General features: G+C 69.6%; 18 protein-coding genes. 8 read left to right on the top strand and 10 right to left on the bottom strand.

Annotated features, from left to right (window positions below; all coding sequences use genetic code 11):
• The first annotated feature begins 13 nt into the window (after nucleotides 1–13).
• From CQ034_RS18860 to CQ034_RS18840, 5 genes are read left to right on the top strand one after another with little or no spacing between them, the layout of a single operon-like run.
• Nucleotides 14–1,372: a hypothetical protein gene (locus CQ034_RS18860; RefSeq protein ID WP_181156382.1), complete on the top strand. Its 1,359-nt coding sequence runs from the start codon at nucleotides 14–16 to the stop codon at nucleotides 1,370–1,372.
• The gene (locus CQ034_RS18855; protein WP_105712302.1) at nucleotides 1,369–3,303 is read left to right on the top strand and encodes an amidohydrolase family protein; all 1,935 of its coding nucleotides are present in this window, start codon (nucleotides 1,369–1,371) and stop codon (nucleotides 3,301–3,303) included. Before CQ034_RS18860 ends, CQ034_RS18855 begins: the two co-directional genes overlap by 4 nt.
• 48 nt (nucleotides 3,304–3,351) lie before the next feature.
• The gene (locus tag CQ034_RS18850) at nucleotides 3,352–3,690 is read left to right on the top strand and encodes a helix-turn-helix transcriptional regulator (protein WP_105712301.1); all 339 of its coding nucleotides are present in this window, start codon (nucleotides 3,352–3,354) and stop codon (nucleotides 3,688–3,690) included.
• Between the two features lies 1 nt (nucleotide 3,691).
• Nucleotides 3,692–4,336, top strand: coding sequence for a dihydrofolate reductase family protein (locus tag CQ034_RS18845; protein WP_105712300.1), 645 nt, complete (start codon nucleotides 3,692–3,694; stop codon nucleotides 4,334–4,336).
• A 9-nt stretch (nucleotides 4,337–4,345) separates the two neighbouring features.
• Nucleotides 4,346–4,807 (top strand): SRPBCC domain-containing protein, encoded by a 462-nt coding sequence (locus CQ034_RS18840; RefSeq protein WP_105712299.1) that lies wholly within the window; start codon nucleotides 4,346–4,348, stop codon nucleotides 4,805–4,807.
• 12 nt (nucleotides 4,808–4,819) lie between these two features.
• Here CQ034_RS18840 and CQ034_RS18835 read toward each other — a convergent pair whose 3' ends face one another.
• Together CQ034_RS18835 and CQ034_RS18830 are read right to left on the bottom strand one after the other, a co-directional pair.
• Entirely contained in the window at nucleotides 4,820–5,122 is a 303-nt protein-coding gene (locus tag CQ034_RS18835) for a hypothetical protein (RefSeq protein WP_105712298.1), read from the bottom strand.
• A gap of 4 nt (nucleotides 5,123–5,126) precedes the next feature.
• Complete coding sequence (locus CQ034_RS18830) at nucleotides 5,127–5,525, bottom strand: VOC family protein (protein WP_105712297.1); 399 nt, start codon at nucleotides 5,523–5,525, stop codon at nucleotides 5,127–5,129.
• Nucleotides 5,526–5,624: 99 nt separating this feature from the next.
• Here CQ034_RS18830 and CQ034_RS18825 point away from each other — a divergent pair, with 99 nt between their 5' ends.
• Both CQ034_RS18825 and CQ034_RS18820 read left to right on the top strand, forming a co-directional pair.
• A complete protein-coding gene (locus CQ034_RS18825) occupies nucleotides 5,625–6,083 on the top strand; it encodes a prevent-host-death protein (protein ID WP_105712296.1) in 459 nt (152 codons plus the stop codon).
• A 2-nt stretch (nucleotides 6,084–6,085) separates the two neighbouring features.
• Nucleotides 6,086–6,427 (top strand): hypothetical protein, encoded by a 342-nt coding sequence (locus CQ034_RS18820; protein WP_105712295.1) that lies wholly within the window; start codon nucleotides 6,086–6,088, stop codon nucleotides 6,425–6,427.
• A gap of 68 nt (nucleotides 6,428–6,495) precedes the next feature.
• On the opposite strand, the gene CQ034_RS18815 is transcribed toward CQ034_RS18820, so the two are convergent.
• From CQ034_RS18815 to CQ034_RS18800, 4 genes are read right to left on the bottom strand one after another with little or no spacing between them, the layout of a single operon-like run.
• Entirely contained in the window at nucleotides 6,496–8,196 is a 1,701-nt protein-coding gene (locus tag CQ034_RS18815) for a long-chain-fatty-acid--CoA ligase (protein ID WP_105712294.1), read from the bottom strand.
• Nucleotides 8,197–8,248: 52 nt separating this feature from the next.
• Entirely contained in the window at nucleotides 8,249–8,644 is a 396-nt protein-coding gene (locus CQ034_RS18810) for a hypothetical protein (RefSeq protein ID WP_105712293.1), read from the bottom strand.
• A 39-nt stretch (nucleotides 8,645–8,683) separates the two neighbouring features.
• Nucleotides 8,684–10,186 carry a hypothetical protein gene (locus tag CQ034_RS18805; protein ID WP_105712292.1) on the bottom strand — a complete coding sequence of 501 codons (1,503 nt, stop codon included), beginning with the start codon at nucleotides 10,184–10,186 and terminating at the stop codon, nucleotides 8,684–8,686.
• A complete protein-coding gene (locus tag CQ034_RS18800; protein ID WP_105712291.1) occupies nucleotides 10,183–10,812 on the bottom strand; it encodes an ABC transporter ATP-binding protein in 630 nt (209 codons plus the stop codon). The genes CQ034_RS18805 and CQ034_RS18800 overlap by 4 nt, the downstream gene beginning before the upstream one ends.
• Before the next feature lie 134 nt (nucleotides 10,813–10,946).
• Here CQ034_RS18800 and CQ034_RS18795 point away from each other — a divergent pair, with 134 nt between their 5' ends.
• Nucleotides 10,947–12,317: a serine/threonine-protein kinase gene (locus CQ034_RS18795; RefSeq protein ID WP_105712290.1), complete on the top strand. Its 1,371-nt coding sequence runs from the start codon at nucleotides 10,947–10,949 to the stop codon at nucleotides 12,315–12,317.
• A gap of 22 nt (nucleotides 12,318–12,339) precedes the next feature.
• On the opposite strand, the gene CQ034_RS18790 is transcribed toward CQ034_RS18795, so the two are convergent.
• From CQ034_RS18790 to CQ034_RS18780, 4 genes are all read right to left on the bottom strand, one after another.
• Nucleotides 12,340–13,401 (bottom strand): hypothetical protein, encoded by a 1,062-nt coding sequence (locus CQ034_RS18790; protein ID WP_105712289.1) that lies wholly within the window; start codon nucleotides 13,399–13,401, stop codon nucleotides 12,340–12,342.
• A 117-nt stretch (nucleotides 13,402–13,518) separates the two neighbouring features.
• On the bottom strand, nucleotides 13,519–13,722 hold the full coding sequence (locus CQ034_RS18785; protein ID WP_029262377.1) for a hypothetical protein: 204 nt from the start codon (nucleotides 13,720–13,722) through the stop codon (nucleotides 13,519–13,521).
• A 60-nt stretch (nucleotides 13,723–13,782) separates the two neighbouring features.
• Nucleotides 13,783–13,914, bottom strand: a complete 132-nt coding sequence (locus CQ034_RS19805) for a hypothetical protein (RefSeq protein WP_258134278.1) — start codon at nucleotides 13,912–13,914, stop codon at nucleotides 13,783–13,785.
• A 140-nt stretch (nucleotides 13,915–14,054) separates the two neighbouring features.
• Nucleotides 14,055–14,330 (bottom strand): hypothetical protein, encoded by a 276-nt coding sequence (locus tag CQ034_RS18780; protein WP_258134277.1) that lies wholly within the window; start codon nucleotides 14,328–14,330, stop codon nucleotides 14,055–14,057.
• Nucleotides 14,331–14,660 lie beyond the last annotated feature (330 nt).

The raw sequence follows: 14,660 nt of genomic DNA, 5'->3' as shown, positions 1-14,660 counted from the left end.
GATCGAGGGGCGCGTGTCACTCGGCGCAGACCTCGGCGAAGGCGTCGCGCGGTGGAGCGAACTGGTCCTCCTCGGGCCCGACGGCGAACCGGATGCCACCATCAGCGCGACGAGCTACGTCCGGGATTCCGACACGGAGCGCCCTGTCGCCTTCCTGTGGAACGGCGGCCCCGGCGCCTCGTCGTCTCCGCTGCACATGAACGCCCTGGGTCCGCGCATCCTCCGCTCGGGTGAGGTCGTCGAGAACGCCGTCTCGCTGCTCGACGCGGCCGATCTCGTCTTCGTCGACCCGGTCGGCACCGGGTTCAGCAGGATGCTCCGGGACGAGGCGAAGGCTCGGCTGCTCACGGTGCCCGGCGATGCGGATGCCGTGGAGACCTTCGTCCGCGCCTGGCTCCGCGCGAACGACCGGGAGCACGCCTCGATCCATCTGATCGGAGAGAGCTTCGGCGGCTACCGGCTCGCCGCCGTCGCCCCGCAGCTGACGGATCTGCGGTTGGACAGCATCACCCTCATCTCGCCGATGCTCGACGCTACGACGGTCGCCGAGGCGCCCGAGAACGACCTCGCCACGGTGTTCGCGCTGCCGACGATGGCGGTGGCGGCCTGGTTCCACGGTGACGTCTGCGCGGGCGTCGACCACGTCGCGGAGGTCTGGGCCGAGGTGGAGCGCTTCGCCGTCGACGAGGTGCTCCCGGCGCTGCACCGTGGCGCGGCCCTCGAGCCCGAAACCCGCATCCGCCTCGCCGCACGGATCGCCGAGCTCGTGGGCCTCTCGCCGGATGCCGTGCTCGCCGCCGACCTGCGAGTGGGCAGCGAGGACTTCCTCCGCCGCCTGCGGGCCGACGAGGGACTCGTCGTCGGGCGGCTGGACGTGCGCGTGACCGGTCCGCTGTCCGAGCCCCATCCCGATGGTCGTCCGCCGGCAGCAGATGACCCGGCTCTCGGCCTCGGCCGCGGCAACGTCATCCACTCGGCCCCCATCGCCCGGTACCTCCGCGACGAGCTGCGCGCACCCGTCGATGCGGACGAGCCCTACGTGTCGCTCTCCCTCGACCTGAACTTCGCCTGGGACTGGCGTCCGGCAGAGGCCATGCCGCCCATCTTCCGCACCTCGGTGGCGACGAACCTCGGCGAGGTCGCGACGGAGCGGCCTGACCTGCGCGTCCTCCTGCTCGGGGGCTACTTCGACCTCGCCACCACGCTGGCCAGCACGATCCACGCGGTGCGGCACTCCGGCGTGCCGGCATCCGCCGTCGAGATCCGTCCGCTGATCGCCGGGCACTCCCTCGATGAGACGGTTCTCGTCGAGGCCCGCGACGCGATCGGCCGAACCATCACCCACACCTCGAAAGCAGGGACCCGCCGATGACGGTGCAACTGATCCTCGTGTCCAACGGCGAGCCTGTCGGATCACTCTCGGCCGACACCGATCCGGACGGCCTCACCCGCATCGTCTACGAGGTCGACAACAACGGCCGCGGTGCGAGACTCGCCGAGACACTCCGGCTCGATGCCGGTCTGCCGGTGCGGTGGGAGATCGACGGCACGTCGCTCATGGGCGGCACGGTGCACGAGAGGTTCGCGATCGACCCCGACGGGGCGGCGCGCTGGAGCAGCCAGGCCGACGAGGGCACCACCACGGCGGAGGGCTTCTACCTTCCCGCCGACGCCAGCCCGTACGGCCTGGTGCTGCTGGTCGAGCGTGCCCTCGCCACCGGAGGGCCTGTTCCACTGCTGCCGGCCGGGGAGGTCGCGGTCGTCCCGGTGCCGCTCGGTGAAGTCGGCGGCCGTGATGTCGAGGCCTTCGCGCTCACGGGTGTGCAGCTGCGGCCGCAGTACGTGCTGCGAGACCGCGTCACCGGGGAGGTGCTCGGGATCTCCGACGGCGAGCTGCTGCTCCACCCGGATCTCGTCGCCGCGGCAGCCGAGATCGATGCGGCGCTGCAGCGAGCGACCAGACGCCGCTTCGCCGCGCTCTCCCGCGAGGCCACGCTGCACCAGGGCGGGACGCTCGTCGTGCGCGACGTGCGCATCTTCGACCCGGTGAGCGGGCAGGTCGGCGATCCGCAGACCATCGTGGTCGACGGGCGACGCATCACCGGGATCGGCCCCGACATCGCGGTTCCCGACGGCGCCACGATCATCGACGGGGCCGGTCGCACCGCCATCCCCGGCCTGCACGACATGCATGCTCATCTCGACACGTCATCCGCTCTGCTGTACATCGCCGCCGGAGTCACGAACATCCGCGACATGGGCAACGACAACGACGCGCTCGCCGCCCTGATGGGCGCCATCGAAACGGGGGAGGTGCGCGGGCCTTCCGCCGTGCCCGCCGGTTTCATCGAGGGCCGGAGCGCGCATGCGATGCGGATGGGCCACGTCGTCGAGAGTCTGGACGAGGCGCGCGCAGCCGTCGACTGGTATGCCGACCGCGGGTTCCACGCGATCAAGATCTACAACTCCTTCACACCTGATTGGGTCGCCGAGACGGCCGCGCGCGCCCACGACCGGGGGATGCGGGTGCAGGGCCACGTGCCGGCGTTCATGGATGCCGATCGGGCCATCGCCGACGGGTACGACGAGATCACGCACCTGAACCAGCTCGCACTCGGCTGGGTGCTGGAGCCGGAGGAGGACACGCGCACGCCGCTGCGGCTGACGGCGCTCACCCGGGTCGCCGACCTCGACCTCGACTCGGAGCGAGTCCAGCGCACCATGACCTCGATGGTCGACGGGGGCGTGAGCCTCGACGTGACCCTGGTCATTCTCGAACAGCTGATGCTGAGCAGGGCGCGCACCGTGATCGCCGCTCACGAGCCGGTCATCGAGCACTTCCCGGCGGGCGTCGGCCGCTATCGCCGACGTACCTACGTGCCCTACCGGGACCAGGCCGAACTCGACAGCTACGAGACGGCGTTCCGGCGCCTTCAGGAGATCGTGGTCCGGCTGCATCAGAAGGGCGTGAAGCTGTGGCCGGGAACGGATGACGGCACCGGCGTCACCGTGCATCGCGAACTGGAGCTCTTCGTCGATGCCGGCATCAGTCCGGTCGACACGCTCCGCATCGCCACGATCGAGTGCGCAGAGCACCTGCACCGCGCCGAAGACCGGGGCACGATCGAGATGGGCAAGGCCGCCGACTTCATCCTCGTCGACGGCGACCCGACGCGGTCGATCAGGGACATCCGCAACGTGGCCCTCACCGTGGCCGAGGGGCGGGCCGTGAGCCCGGCGCGGATCTACCGCGGCTTCGGGATGGTGCCGTTCGCCGCGGAGCCGGGCGTGACGACCGGATAGCCTCCCTCCCGCTTGACGAGATGTCGATCCTTCGTGATACTTAGGTGCATGCCTAAGTATCACGAAGAGATCGACGCCGTGTTCCGCGCTCTCGCGGATCCGACGCGTCGCGCCATCGTGGAACGGCTGGCGAAGTCTCCCGCTGTCGTCTCGGATCTCGCGGCGCCGTTCGACATGGCGTTGCCGTCGTTCCTGCAGCACCTGAGCGTGCTCGAGGGTGCCGGAGTCGTCACGTCGGAGAAGCTCGGGCGCGTGCGCACCGTGAGCCTGCGACCCGGCGCCCTCGACGTGCTGCACCTGTGGCTCGGCGAGCAGCGCACACCCGCGGAGCACCACGCCGACCGACTCGGCATCCATCTCGCTCTCACGACCCCGAAGGAGAACTGACATGACACGTGTCCGCATGGACCTGTTCGCCTCGCTGGACGGCTATACGCCGTCGGATGCGACCCCCGAGAATCCGATGGGCGAAGACTGGGCGCGACTTACCGCTGCGTATGCCGCCACCCGAACTTTTCGCGAGAACGTCTTCGGGGACACGAGCGGCGCAGGCACGACTGGCGTCGACGACCGTCATGCGGCCGCGTTCTTCGACGGAGTCGGCTCCGAGATCATGGGTGCCGGCATGTTCGGACTCCACTCCTTCCCCGACGATCCGGACTGGAAGGGCTGGTGGGGTGACACGCCTCCGTTCGGCACCCCGGTCTACGTCCTCACCCACACGGCACCTCGGGCGCCGCTTCCGATGAACGGCGGAACCACCTTCCACTTCCGCGACGCCCCGATCGACGAGGTGCTCGCCGAGGCGAAGGAGGCCGCCGGCGACCTCGACGTGCGCGTCGGCGGAGGGTACCGAACGGCGCGAGACTTCCTGCGCGCAGGGCTGATCGACGACCTGCACCTCATGGTCGCCCCGATCTTCCTCGGTCGAGGGCATCGACTGTGGGACGACCTGGTCGGCTTCGAACTCACCCACGAGGTGACGACAGAAGTCGCCGAGAGCGGCGCGATCCACGTCACTCTGGCCCGATAGGAGGCGGGGATGACGATCGAACGCCGGCTCGGGCGCTCCGGATTCACCCTGACCCGCGACTATGCGGCGCCCATCGAGCGCGTCTGGGCGGCGTTCGCCGACGAGGACAGCAAGCGGAGCTGGTGGGGCGACGCCGACCGCATCAGTACTCGGGAGTGGGTGTTCGACTTCCGCGTCGGCGGCCGCGACATCGACGAGGGCAAGTTCCACGGCGGTCCGGTTTCACGGTACGAGGCGACGTACACCGACATCGTCGAACACGTCCGCATCGTCACGACGTACGACATGTGGCTCGACGGGGCCCACATGTCGACGTCGGTCGCGTCGTTGGAGTTCGAACCGATCGATGCCGGTACCCGCTTCACGCACACGGAGCACGGCGTCTTCTTCGACCAGTTCTGGGCGGACGGGCAGGGGCGTGAGGACGGCACGCGCGGTCTCCTCATTGCGCTGGGTCGGCACCTCGCCTGACCTCCGCAGATCTCAGCGGGTGAGCAGTGCGACCACCACAATGATGGCGGCGATCGCCACGACCAGCGCGGCCCAGCCCAGCGAGCTCCCCCGCGGCGGGCGTCCGATCGCGGGAGAAGTCCCCAGTCGGACGCGGATGGCGTCGGCTTCGGCCTCGAGTTCTTCCTCGCCATCGTCCGGGGGGAACGTGGCGAGCGTCCCGCGCAGTCGCTCGCGCGCGATCACCTCGAGTTCGACCTGGATGTCGGCCAGACGGCGCTCCAGCTCCGCCCGCTCTTGAGCGGGGAGTGCCTCGCGGTGCCCGTGGTCGCTCACGGGGTCAATCGTCGGACTCGATGGCGAGGGTGTTTCCGTCGGGGTCTTCCACCCAGGCGATGCGGCCACCGCCCGCACGCGGTCCGATCCCATGATCGTCTTGCCCGAATCCCTCGTAGCGGACGGGTTGCGCCCCCGCCGCCGTCAATCCGGCGACGACCGCATCGATGTTGTCGACGTACCAGGTGGCCACTGTCGAGCGCGTCGAACCCGCAGTGGGCGTCTCGAAAACGTTGAGCACGGTCCCCTGCCCGCAGGCGTAGAACCGAGCGCCTCCTTGGATTCCGGCACTCGGGCCGATGCTCACGGGGACGAGGCCCAGCACTTGCTCGTAGAACGCCGCCGACCGTTCGATATCGGTCACCCCGATCGAGGGCCTGACCGGGTAATTGCCTAGCGTCATGAAGTCACCATGCTCTCGAACTCTGTGAGATCCATGCGAGGGCGAAGCGCTCCAGGACCATCCTTAGACTTCCGAACACATTCCGAATAGAATGAACGCATGACGATCCTCAACGACCTCCGCACGACGACTCGGCGCTCGTCCGATCTCAGCAAGCACTCCGCTGACGTCTTCGCCGAGGCGGAGGACCACACGGTCCAGATCACGCGCCGAGACGGTGAGCCGCTCGTACTGATGTCGCAGCGTGAGGCCGACGCCCGCGCGGCGCTGCTGCAGTTCGCCGCCGACCTGATCACGGTCACGCTCGACGAGGAGGGCACTCTCGCGTCGCGGATGGCTGACCGCTTCCCGTGGATGCTGGCGCTCTCCGATACCGACCAGGCGACGTGCGCACGGGATCTCGTCGATGCGGCTCGCGCATCGTTCGCCACAGGACAGCCCCATCTGGCGATCGCGGAGCTCACGTCCTGGCGGGAGACGGCGACCGCGATCGCCGCAGGGCTCTCCGCTCGACCTGCGGAGTGGCTGGATCACGACGAGCTGATCGAGCGTCCCTGAGCGTGGCCAAGGACGACCTGGTCGCCAGGCCCACGAAGAAGACCGAATACACGATCCGATACGCGACCGCCGGCGCCCGCAGGGGTTGGCGCGACCTCGTCGCGACCATCCGCAACCCCATGGCCGATACATGGGACTTCCTCACGGGAAGCCCTCTCGAGCGAACACCGACGAACTATCCGCTGCGAGGCGAGCTGCAGTTCATCCAGCGCGGCAACGCTCGTCACGAGCGCTGGCAGCACAAGCCGACCGCCCAGGGTGATGCGCGAATCTGGTTCTACGTCGACGGTGGCGACGTGTTGATCGAGCAGGTGCACACGCATCACCCGAACGCGACGAAGTAGCGAGCCACTTCTGGTGCACTCGCCCACGGCCGGGGCCGGTCCGGTGACTGACGGGTGGGTTCGACCCCTCAGCGATCCTTGAGCAGCTCGTCGCGCACCTGGCGGCGCAGCACCTTGCCGATGAGCGACCGCGGCAGCTCATCGACGGCGGTGATGCGGCGCGGTACCTTGTAGGGCGTGAGTCGCGTGCGGCAGAAGTCGCGCAGCGCATCCACGTCGAGGGCGGCGCCCTCGCGGAGCACGACCGCGGCGGCGACGTCTTCTCCGCCGTGCGGCCTCGGAAGACCGATGACGGCGGCGGCGGTGACATCCGGGTGCGCCGCGAGCACGTCTTCCACCTCGCTGGGTGACACGTTGAACCCGCCCGTGATGATGAGTTCCTTGAGGCGGTCGACGATGCTCACGAACCCGTCGGCCGAGACCTCGGCGATGTCTCCGGTGCGGAGCCAGCCGTCTGCCAGCAGCGCATCCGCCGTATCGCCCGGACGCCCCCAGTAGCCCTGGAAGACCTGAGGCCCACGGATGAGGAGCTCTCCGCGCTCGCCGGCCGGCATGTCGACATCGGTGTCCTCGGGGTCGACGACGCGGATCTCGGTGCTCGGGAAGGGCACGCCGACGGTGCCGGGACGACGGGTCGGCCCCATCGGATTGCCGAGTGCCACCGGCGAGCTCTCGGTCATGCCGTAGCCCTCGACGAGGAGGCCGCCGGTCGCCTCCTCCCACCGCTTCACCGTCGCGACCGGAAGGCTCATCGCGCCGGAGATGGCGAAGCGGACCGTCGAGAGATCGATGGTCCCGCGCGTGGCTGCGCGAGCCAGAGCGTCGTAGATCGGCGGCACGGCGGGGAGGAAGGTGGGCGGAGTCGAGCGCGCCGCGGCGGTGACCAGCCCCAGATCGAACGCGGGGAACAGGACGAGCCGCGCGCCGATGCTCATCGCGAACGTGAGGCACAGCGTCATGCCGTAGGCGTGGAACAACGGCAGCACGCCGTAGAACGTCTCCTCGCCGTCGACGAGGCCTGGTACCCACGCCCGCCCCTGCATCGCGTTGGCGCGGAGGTTCGAGTGCGTGAGGATCGCGCCCTTCGGAACGCCCGTCGTCCCGCTCGTGTACTGCAACAGCGCGGTGTCGCCCAAGGCGGGACCGGGCACGCGTCGCGAGAGCCGGCGATGGTCGATGAGACTCTTCCAGGCGACGAGGTGCCGTGCCTTCGGTGTGCCGGTCAGCTTCGCTCGCGCCTCACGAGCCTTGGGGATCGGGAGTCGGAGCGCGACGCGCTTCGACAGGGGCATCGCCGCGGTGATGTCGACGCTGACGATGTGCTCGACCCGGAGGTCGGCGGGAAAACCTGCGACCATGTCGGCGGCCTTGTCCCACACGATGGCGACGCGCGCACCGTGATCCTCGAACTGGTGTCGCAGCTCCCGCGGTGTGTAGAGGGGGTTGTGCTCGACCACGATCGCGCCGAGTCGCAGAGTCGCATAGAAGGCCACGACATGCTGCGGGCAGTTGGGAAGCACGAGGGCGACGCGGTCGCCCTTGCCGACCCCGAGCCGCCGGAGACCTTCGGCGGCTCGCTCGATCTGCTCCCCGAGCTCCCGGTAGGTGGTGACCGCGCCGAAGAAGTCCAGCGCCGGACGCCGGCCGAACGCCTTCACGCTCGCCGACAGCATCTCCGGGAGGGTCTGCGTCGGCTCGTCGATGTCTGCGGGGACGCCCTCCGCGTACGAGTCGAGCCAGGGGCGTGAAGAGAGGGGAGGAACGGGCATGCCTCCATCCTGCCGCGGAATGCCGGTGCCTGTCAGGCCGGCCGCCGTCGATTCACCCCACGAAAAGCAGGATGATCGAGAGCGCGACCGCCGCAGCACCGACGCTGGCGAGCGTGACTCCGAGCACCTGCACGGCATGGAGGAGGGGCCGGCGGGGTTCGAATCGCATCAGGCTCGGGTGGTGTTCGCTGACGAACGCATCGACCTCTTCGCGGCCCTGCCAGTGGCCGGATTCGTCGGCGCGGAGCGGGCGCTCCCAGAAGTCGCCGGCGGTGAACCATCGGGCACGGGCGCGGCCGTCGTCCTCGAGGATGAAGACCTCCTGCGGCACCCAGCGGCCATCGTGCACTTTCACCAGGAAGACGATGAGCAGGAGGGGGAGACCGACCCCGAGGCCGATCCACGACAGGATCTCGGCGATCAGCCCGATCGCATCGGCAGCATCCATGATCGGCTCCGTTCTCCTGAGAAAACAGTACCGGTGCGGTCAGCGGCGATGGCGCCAGCGCGGGACGCCGATGCCGATCAGAGCAGTTGCGACGACGAGGAGAAGGACGGGCGCCGTGAACACGAGGGCCGAGGAAACACCGATCAGCGCCGCGAAGAAGAGGCCATCCAGGGCCCAGGCCAGACGAACGGCGGCACCGAGATCGCCCATCGGGGTGGGAATCGGGGTGAGCAATGCGGGCGGGAGTGGACCTTTCACGGCGTTGGCGATGCGGGCGACGACGGAGAGGGGCCCGAGCGCGATCGAGCTCACCAGGGGCGCGACCACTCCGATGCCGGCGACGAGCGCGCACGCGGTGACCACCGTGAGCAGCACCACCGTAGTGACCGCGATCGGAAAGAGTGCGTGACCGGCGAGGAGCCGCTCGTCGCTGACACCGTAGAGCGGGAAGTCCGCGGCGACACTCGCGGCATGTCGGACGCCGTCGGTGAGAGGGCCGAGGCCGGCGAACAAGATCACCCCGGCCGCGGCACCCAGTGTCCAGGCAGGTGCTGCCGGGGCGAACGAGAGTGTGAAGAGCGTCGCCGCGGCGGCGACGGCGAGGACACCGACGGCGAGCCGGCCGGGCGTGCGAATCGCCCCGATCGCATCGCGGATCAGGAACACGGCAGCCCGGGACCCGACCGCCCGCACGGCACGGAGCCGACGACCGAGGTGCGGTCGGCCCTGGTAGACCGTCGCGGCCGCACCCAGATCGAGGCCGGTCGCATGGATGGTCGCCGAATCCCAGCGCGCCGCGTGGGCCAGCAACTCCGCGAGTGCGAGCCGGTTCATAAGCATCGGCCCCGTCGCCACGAGCCCTCCGGCGAGTGCCACCAGTGCGAGCAGCGCGGTGAGGGTGTGCGGTGATCCGCTGCCGGGATACAGGAGCCCGACCCACCCCCACGGGGCGTACGGCTGCATGACCGGGACGGCGGCGGAGACGATGCCGAGAGCGAGTGTTCCGACAGCGATCGGCACCGCAGCACGCGGAAGTGCCTGGCCGGCGAGCCAGGCGACGGTGGCGATCATCCCGATGAGCGCGCCGACCGTGGCGAACATGGCGACGCCGAGCGGCCCGACCGCTCCGCTGCCGTTCGCGCCGACGGCGACGAGCGCGGCCAACACGGCGGTCACGGCGGTCAGCGTCGCACCCGCGCGCTGCACCGGGCCTCGGAATGCGCCGGAGCGTGGCAGGTCGCTGGTGGCGAGGGCGTAGGTGGGGAGAGGCGAACGAAGTGCGGGGCCGCGATCCCGGCCCACCAGCACCGCGCCGGCCCAGAGCGCCGCGACGACGAGTGCTGTCATCCCCGGCGCGGCGGGGGACGCGAAGACCGCGATGCTCTCGGTGCTCGTCACGCTCAACCACACCGCTCGCGCGAACGGCGCCACCGCCACCAGGGCGACCATCAGTGCCAAGTAGACGACGTAGGCGCGGTCGCCGCTCGTGCGGACGCTGCGGGCACGCCAGATCCTGATCGCGGCGGAGGTGCGGCCGCTCATGCCGCGGCATCCAACCAGAGCGTCTGATCGGCGAGCGCGTCAGCGAGCGCCGAGCTGTGCGTGGCGAGGACGATCGTCGTCCCCGCGTCGCGCCGGGCTCGCAACGCGCGCACGACCGCCTCGACGTGCTCCGCGTCGAGCCGCTGCTCGGGCTCATCGAGGATCAGCACGTCGAACGGCCGAGCCAGCACCAGTGCGAGGCCGAACAGCTGCGTCTGCCCCGACGACAGTTCGTGGGGGAATCGCTGCCCCAGCGCGGCCAGGCCCAGCTCCGCGACGACGCGATGCGCGAGAGCCGCCGCGGCATCGGAGTCGTCGAGCCACGTGGTCGCGACCAGCAGCACGTGGTCGAACACCGTCAGATCGGGCGCCATGGGTGGCAGCCCGATCATCGTGGCGACGCGTCGACGGAAGCCACGGTCGCGGGGAGCGATCGGCTCGCCGGCGATCCGCGCCGTCCCGCTGGACGGCTGCCGCGCGCCGGCCAGAACGCGGAGGAATGTCGATTTGCCACTGCCGTTCCTGCCGCGGATGACCAGTGCCGCGCCGCGCTCCGCAGCCACCGAGACGGGGGCGAGGAGGGTCACGTCACCCGCGGTGACCTCGACGTCGTCGACCTGGATCATGCGACCATCCTCCCAGGAGGCGCGGGAGATCGGGACGGTTCAGGCGTGTGTCAAGGCCCGAGCCTCGAGCGCGTCGAATCCGTAAGGTGGGCGTTCGCCGCCCGATACCCGACGGGCGTCAGGAGGATTCGACGATGACCGATGACTCGCTTCCTACCGAAGCGCTGCTCGATGGGCGCTATCAGCTGCAGGAGTGCGTCGGACAGGGCGGGATGGCACGCGTGTATCGCGCCGACGACATCTTTCTCGGCCGCACCGTGGCGATCAAGATGCTGCGCGAGGAGATGGACGAGGCCCAGTCATCCGGTCGTGCGCGCAGCGAGATGACGGTTCTCGCCTCGCTCAATCACCCCGGCCTGGTCACGCTCTATGACGCGCAGCTCGTCCCGGGGCGAGCCGAGTACCTGGTGATGGAGTTCATCGATGGGCCGACCTTGTCCGCCCGAATCGCGCAGGGGCCCCTGGCGCCCGCCGAGGTCGCCCGGCTCGCAGCGGACCTCGCCGAGGCGCTGCATGTCGTGCACGGCGCGGGGATCGTGCATCGTGACATCAAGCCGTCGAATGTGCTGGTGTCGCGGACCCCGCTCGCCGGCAGCCGGTCGGGGGCGAAGCTCGCGGACTTCGGGATCTCCGTCCTCGTCGACGGCGCGCGGCTCACCACCCCCGGCGTCGTGATCGGAACCGCGGCGTATCTCGCCCCGGAGCAGTTGAGAGGGGAGCCGCCCGCTCCGCCCGCCGACATCTATTCGCTGGGGCTGGTGCTGCTCGAGGCCCTCACCGGTGTGCGAGCATTCCCGGAGGCCGAGGGCATCGGTGCCGCGATGGCCCGGCTCATCGAGACGCCGGAGGTGCCGGCGGCGCTGGGATCCGAGTGGTCCACCCTCCTGACCCGGATGCTGGCAGCGGACCCGGGTGATCGGCCGCGCGCCTCGGAGGTGTTCGCTGCCTCGTCGGCACTCGCGACGGCAGCGTCAGCATCGTCGCGTCCGGCACCTCCTGCGCCTCCGCGTCCTGCCGTCCCGGCCACGGTCGCCGCGATGGCCGCAGAGGGCACCGCGTCATCGCCGGCCACCACCCCGACCCTCCTTCTTCCCGACGGAGCTGTCCGACCGCGCGGTCGGACAGCGCGAAAGGCTCGCAGACGTCGCCGGGGGATCATCGGCGGCGCGGTGGTCGCGGCGGTCGCGGCATCCGTCCTGACCGGGGTGTGGCTGTCGGGCATAGGCGCCGTGGATCCGGACGTGACCGACACGGTCGACACCGAGCAGTCTCCCGCGACGACTCCGGAGCCCTCCGTGACACCCGTGAACGCTCCCGTGCAGCCTGCCGAGCCGGTCGTGCCCGCCGAGGACACCGAGCCCGGCGGTGGAAAGCCGACCGACGAGCAGAAAGCCGCCGAGAAAGCGGCCAGGGAAGCAGAGAAGGCGCAGCAGAAGGCTGAAGAAGAGGCCAGGAAGCAGGCGGAGAAGGTGCAGAAAGAGGCGGAGAAGCGGGGCGACGGTTAGATCCTCCGGCCCGGACGGCTCGCTACTCGACGATGCAGGCCGAGCTCACGGTGAGGTGGACCAGGCCGTCGGTGCTCGATGTTTCCCGCACGCTCATCCGCTCCACGGGGCGGCCCTCGCTGTAGCGGATGTCCTCCTGCATGGCACGATCCTTCTCGTACCCGGCCCGGTCCCAGATCTTCAGGATGTCGGCGACCGATCGGGTGTTGTCGTCGGTGCGGAAGTCGAGCCGCAGCTCGCGGCGGGTGCCGGGACCCTCGGCACACGCAACGGAGCGGATGGGCAGGGCGGCGGTGTCGATCGGAGCGCCGGATGCGTCGACGGCGGTTCCGGAGGCGGCGTCGAGAGAGGCGCTCACGAGTTCCGTCGTCTCGTCATCGACCGATGCGGCGGTCACGGGCGCCGGCTCGGGAGTCGTCGCGGGGGCCGGGGAGGGAAGCGGTTCGCGGTGCGCGTCGAGACCGCACTGCGGCGTACGCCCTTCGAGCACGGGCACGGAGAAAGCCCCCGCGTAGGTGCCCAGCGGATTCGAGCCCGCGTTCGGCCGGTTGATCGCGTACGAGACGGACAGGGTGCCATCTGCCTGGGTCACGGCGTAACCTCCCATCGCGAACGGCTCGTACGCGTCGTCGCCGGACGTCCGCGCGACCGAGGTCGCGATGAGGCCGTCCTGCCGATACACCGTGCCACTCGACCCCCTCAGCGATCGGTGCTCGACGACGACGTAGCCCGTATCGCAGTCGCCCTGCAGCAGCGGCGTGGCTTTCGCGTCGCCCACGAGCGTGATGACCACGGCCGCGAGGGCGGTGGCGCAGGCGGCGAGGACGATGCCGATGATCTTGAGCGCCAGCATCCACCGCGGCGCATCCACGCTCCACAGCCCGATGCCGAGGGAGAGGAACGCGATCAGCATCGCGAGGCTCATGAGGCTGCGCTCATCGAGCGGCCCGATCAGGAGGGAGGCCGTGCCCGAGGTCGCTGCCGACACCCCGAGCTGCCCGAGCACGACGGCCGTGGCGAAGGCGAAGAGTGCGCCCGCGACCCTCGCGACCGTCCGTCGACGAGAGGCAGCGGGTCGGGGCACCTCTGAAGCCTAGGGCGGGCCGAGCGCCGAGCCGCCGGATACCCAGGACACTGTCGGCATCCGGTGAGCGTCGACCGGCGAACCCGCAGAAGCGATCCGACCGCTGGTCCTCAGCGGTCAGTTCGTTCCGGGCGGGAGCTTGTCGACGCCGTGCCGGTTCGGCTTGCCGGGTTCGGCTGCCGTCTCGGGCGAGGCGTGGGTTTCGCCGACGGGTGCCTCGGAGGTCGGATAGCTCGGCTCTTCGATCTCGATCGCCTTGTCCCGCTCTTCGAGGGGAGGCAGGTGGTCCAGGGGCTGTTTGATGTCGTCTGGGTGTGTCATGCCCCGAGGATGCGACGCTCCGGAAGAGAACGCCAGGGGGTTGCGCACGTGCGAATCAGGTCACTCGTCCTGGTCGGCGACGTCGATGTCGTCGTCCTCGTCGATGTCGTCATCGGTGGACGGCATGTCCGGGTCGATGCCGACGGCGTCGACGAGGGGCTGGTCATCGTGGTTGTTCTGCGGATCTGACATCAGAGACTCCGTTCGGACGAAAGGGGTGGGGAGTTCAGTCTCACCCTGCCGGCCCGGGCACGCGTGCCCATTGACAGACGCGTGCGCCGGGCCGGACAATCCCGACCCTCGTCGGCTCGCCCGCCGGCGTCTCGTCGACGTCAGGCGGTGGCCAGCGGGGGCAGATGCGGGATCGGAACCGGGCGTCCGGCACGGCTCGGCGAGTGGAACCGCTGCACGTCCTCCAGAACATCCGCCGCAGACATGTAGTAGGTCGCGAGCGGCAGGTCTCGTAGCCAGACGGCCTCGACCTCGACCGTGTCGACCTGATAGATGCAGGCGACCGTGCGGCGCGAGTCATCCGCGGCGTAGCGGTGGTCGAGGATCAGCCACTCGGTATCGGTGATCTTCCTGAGCTCGAATCGGGGATCGGGCATCGTGAACATCTCAACACTCCAATCAGTCGGCCGGCATCGGCTGTCGAGGAGCGCACCGCATCCGAGGATGCAGATCCCTGCATCGTGCGGTCGAACGGGCGCCCTTTCAGCCCGCCGGAATTCACGGAAATTATACGTCCGACCCGATATGTTGCTCAACCTCCGGTGAGCGTCGTTCGCGTGGGGTCGCCGAGTGCACGGCGTGCCCGCGAGTGCACGGATCGTCGACGTGGATATCCCGTGCACTCGGCGACAAGCCGTGCACTCGGCGACCCCACGCGAACGACGCTCACCGGAGGTTGAGCAACATATCGGGTCGGACGTATAATT

It is taken from the genome of Microbacterium sp. MYb45, from assembly GCF_002979655.1.
Lineage (GTDB): Bacteria > Actinomycetota > Actinomycetes > Actinomycetales > Microbacteriaceae > Microbacterium.
The sequence above is the reverse complement of the archived record's forward strand: the minus strand, read 5'-3'. Positions and strand labels throughout refer to the sequence as shown.

Excerpts from the sequence above, each read along its gene's own strand:
- CQ034_RS18855 (WP_105712302.1), top strand. The coding sequence starts at position 1,369 with ATGACGGTGCAACTGATCCTCGTGTCCAACGGCGAGCCTGTCGGATCA.
- CQ034_RS18850 (WP_105712301.1), top strand. The coding sequence starts at position 3,352 with ATGCCTAAGTATCACGAAGAGATCGACGCCGTGTTCCGCGCTCTCGCG.
- CQ034_RS18845 (WP_105712300.1), top strand. The coding sequence starts at position 3,692 with ATGACACGTGTCCGCATGGACCTGTTCGCCTCGCTGGACGGCTATACG.
- CQ034_RS18840 (WP_105712299.1), top strand. The coding sequence starts at position 4,346 with ATGACGATCGAACGCCGGCTCGGGCGCTCCGGATTCACCCTGACCCGC.
- CQ034_RS18830 (WP_105712297.1), bottom strand. The coding sequence starts at position 5,525 with ATGACGCTAGGCAATTACCCGGTCAGGCCCTCGATCGGGGTGACCGAT.
- CQ034_RS18825 (WP_105712296.1), top strand. The coding sequence starts at position 5,625 with ATGACGATCCTCAACGACCTCCGCACGACGACTCGGCGCTCGTCCGAT.
- CQ034_RS18815 (WP_105712294.1), bottom strand. The coding sequence starts at position 8,196 with ATGCCCGTTCCTCCCCTCTCTTCACGCCCCTGGCTCGACTCGTACGCG.
- CQ034_RS18810 (WP_105712293.1), bottom strand. The coding sequence starts at position 8,644 with ATGGATGCTGCCGATGCGATCGGGCTGATCGCCGAGATCCTGTCGTGG.
- CQ034_RS18805 (WP_105712292.1), bottom strand. The coding sequence starts at position 10,186 with ATGAGCGGCCGCACCTCCGCCGCGATCAGGATCTGGCGTGCCCGCAGC.
- CQ034_RS18800 (WP_105712291.1), bottom strand. The coding sequence starts at position 10,812 with ATGATCCAGGTCGACGACGTCGAGGTCACCGCGGGTGACGTGACCCTC.
- CQ034_RS18795 (WP_105712290.1), top strand. The coding sequence starts at position 10,947 with ATGACCGATGACTCGCTTCCTACCGAAGCGCTGCTCGATGGGCGCTAT.
- CQ034_RS18785 (WP_029262377.1), bottom strand. The coding sequence starts at position 13,722 with ATGACACACCCAGACGACATCAAACAGCCCCTGGACCACCTGCCTCCC.
- CQ034_RS19805 (WP_258134278.1), bottom strand. The coding sequence starts at position 13,914 with ATGTCAGATCCGCAGAACAACCACGATGACCAGCCCCTCGTCGACGCC.
- CQ034_RS18780 (WP_258134277.1), bottom strand. The coding sequence starts at position 14,330 with ATGCCCGATCCCCGATTCGAGCTCAGGAAGATCACCGATACCGAGTGG.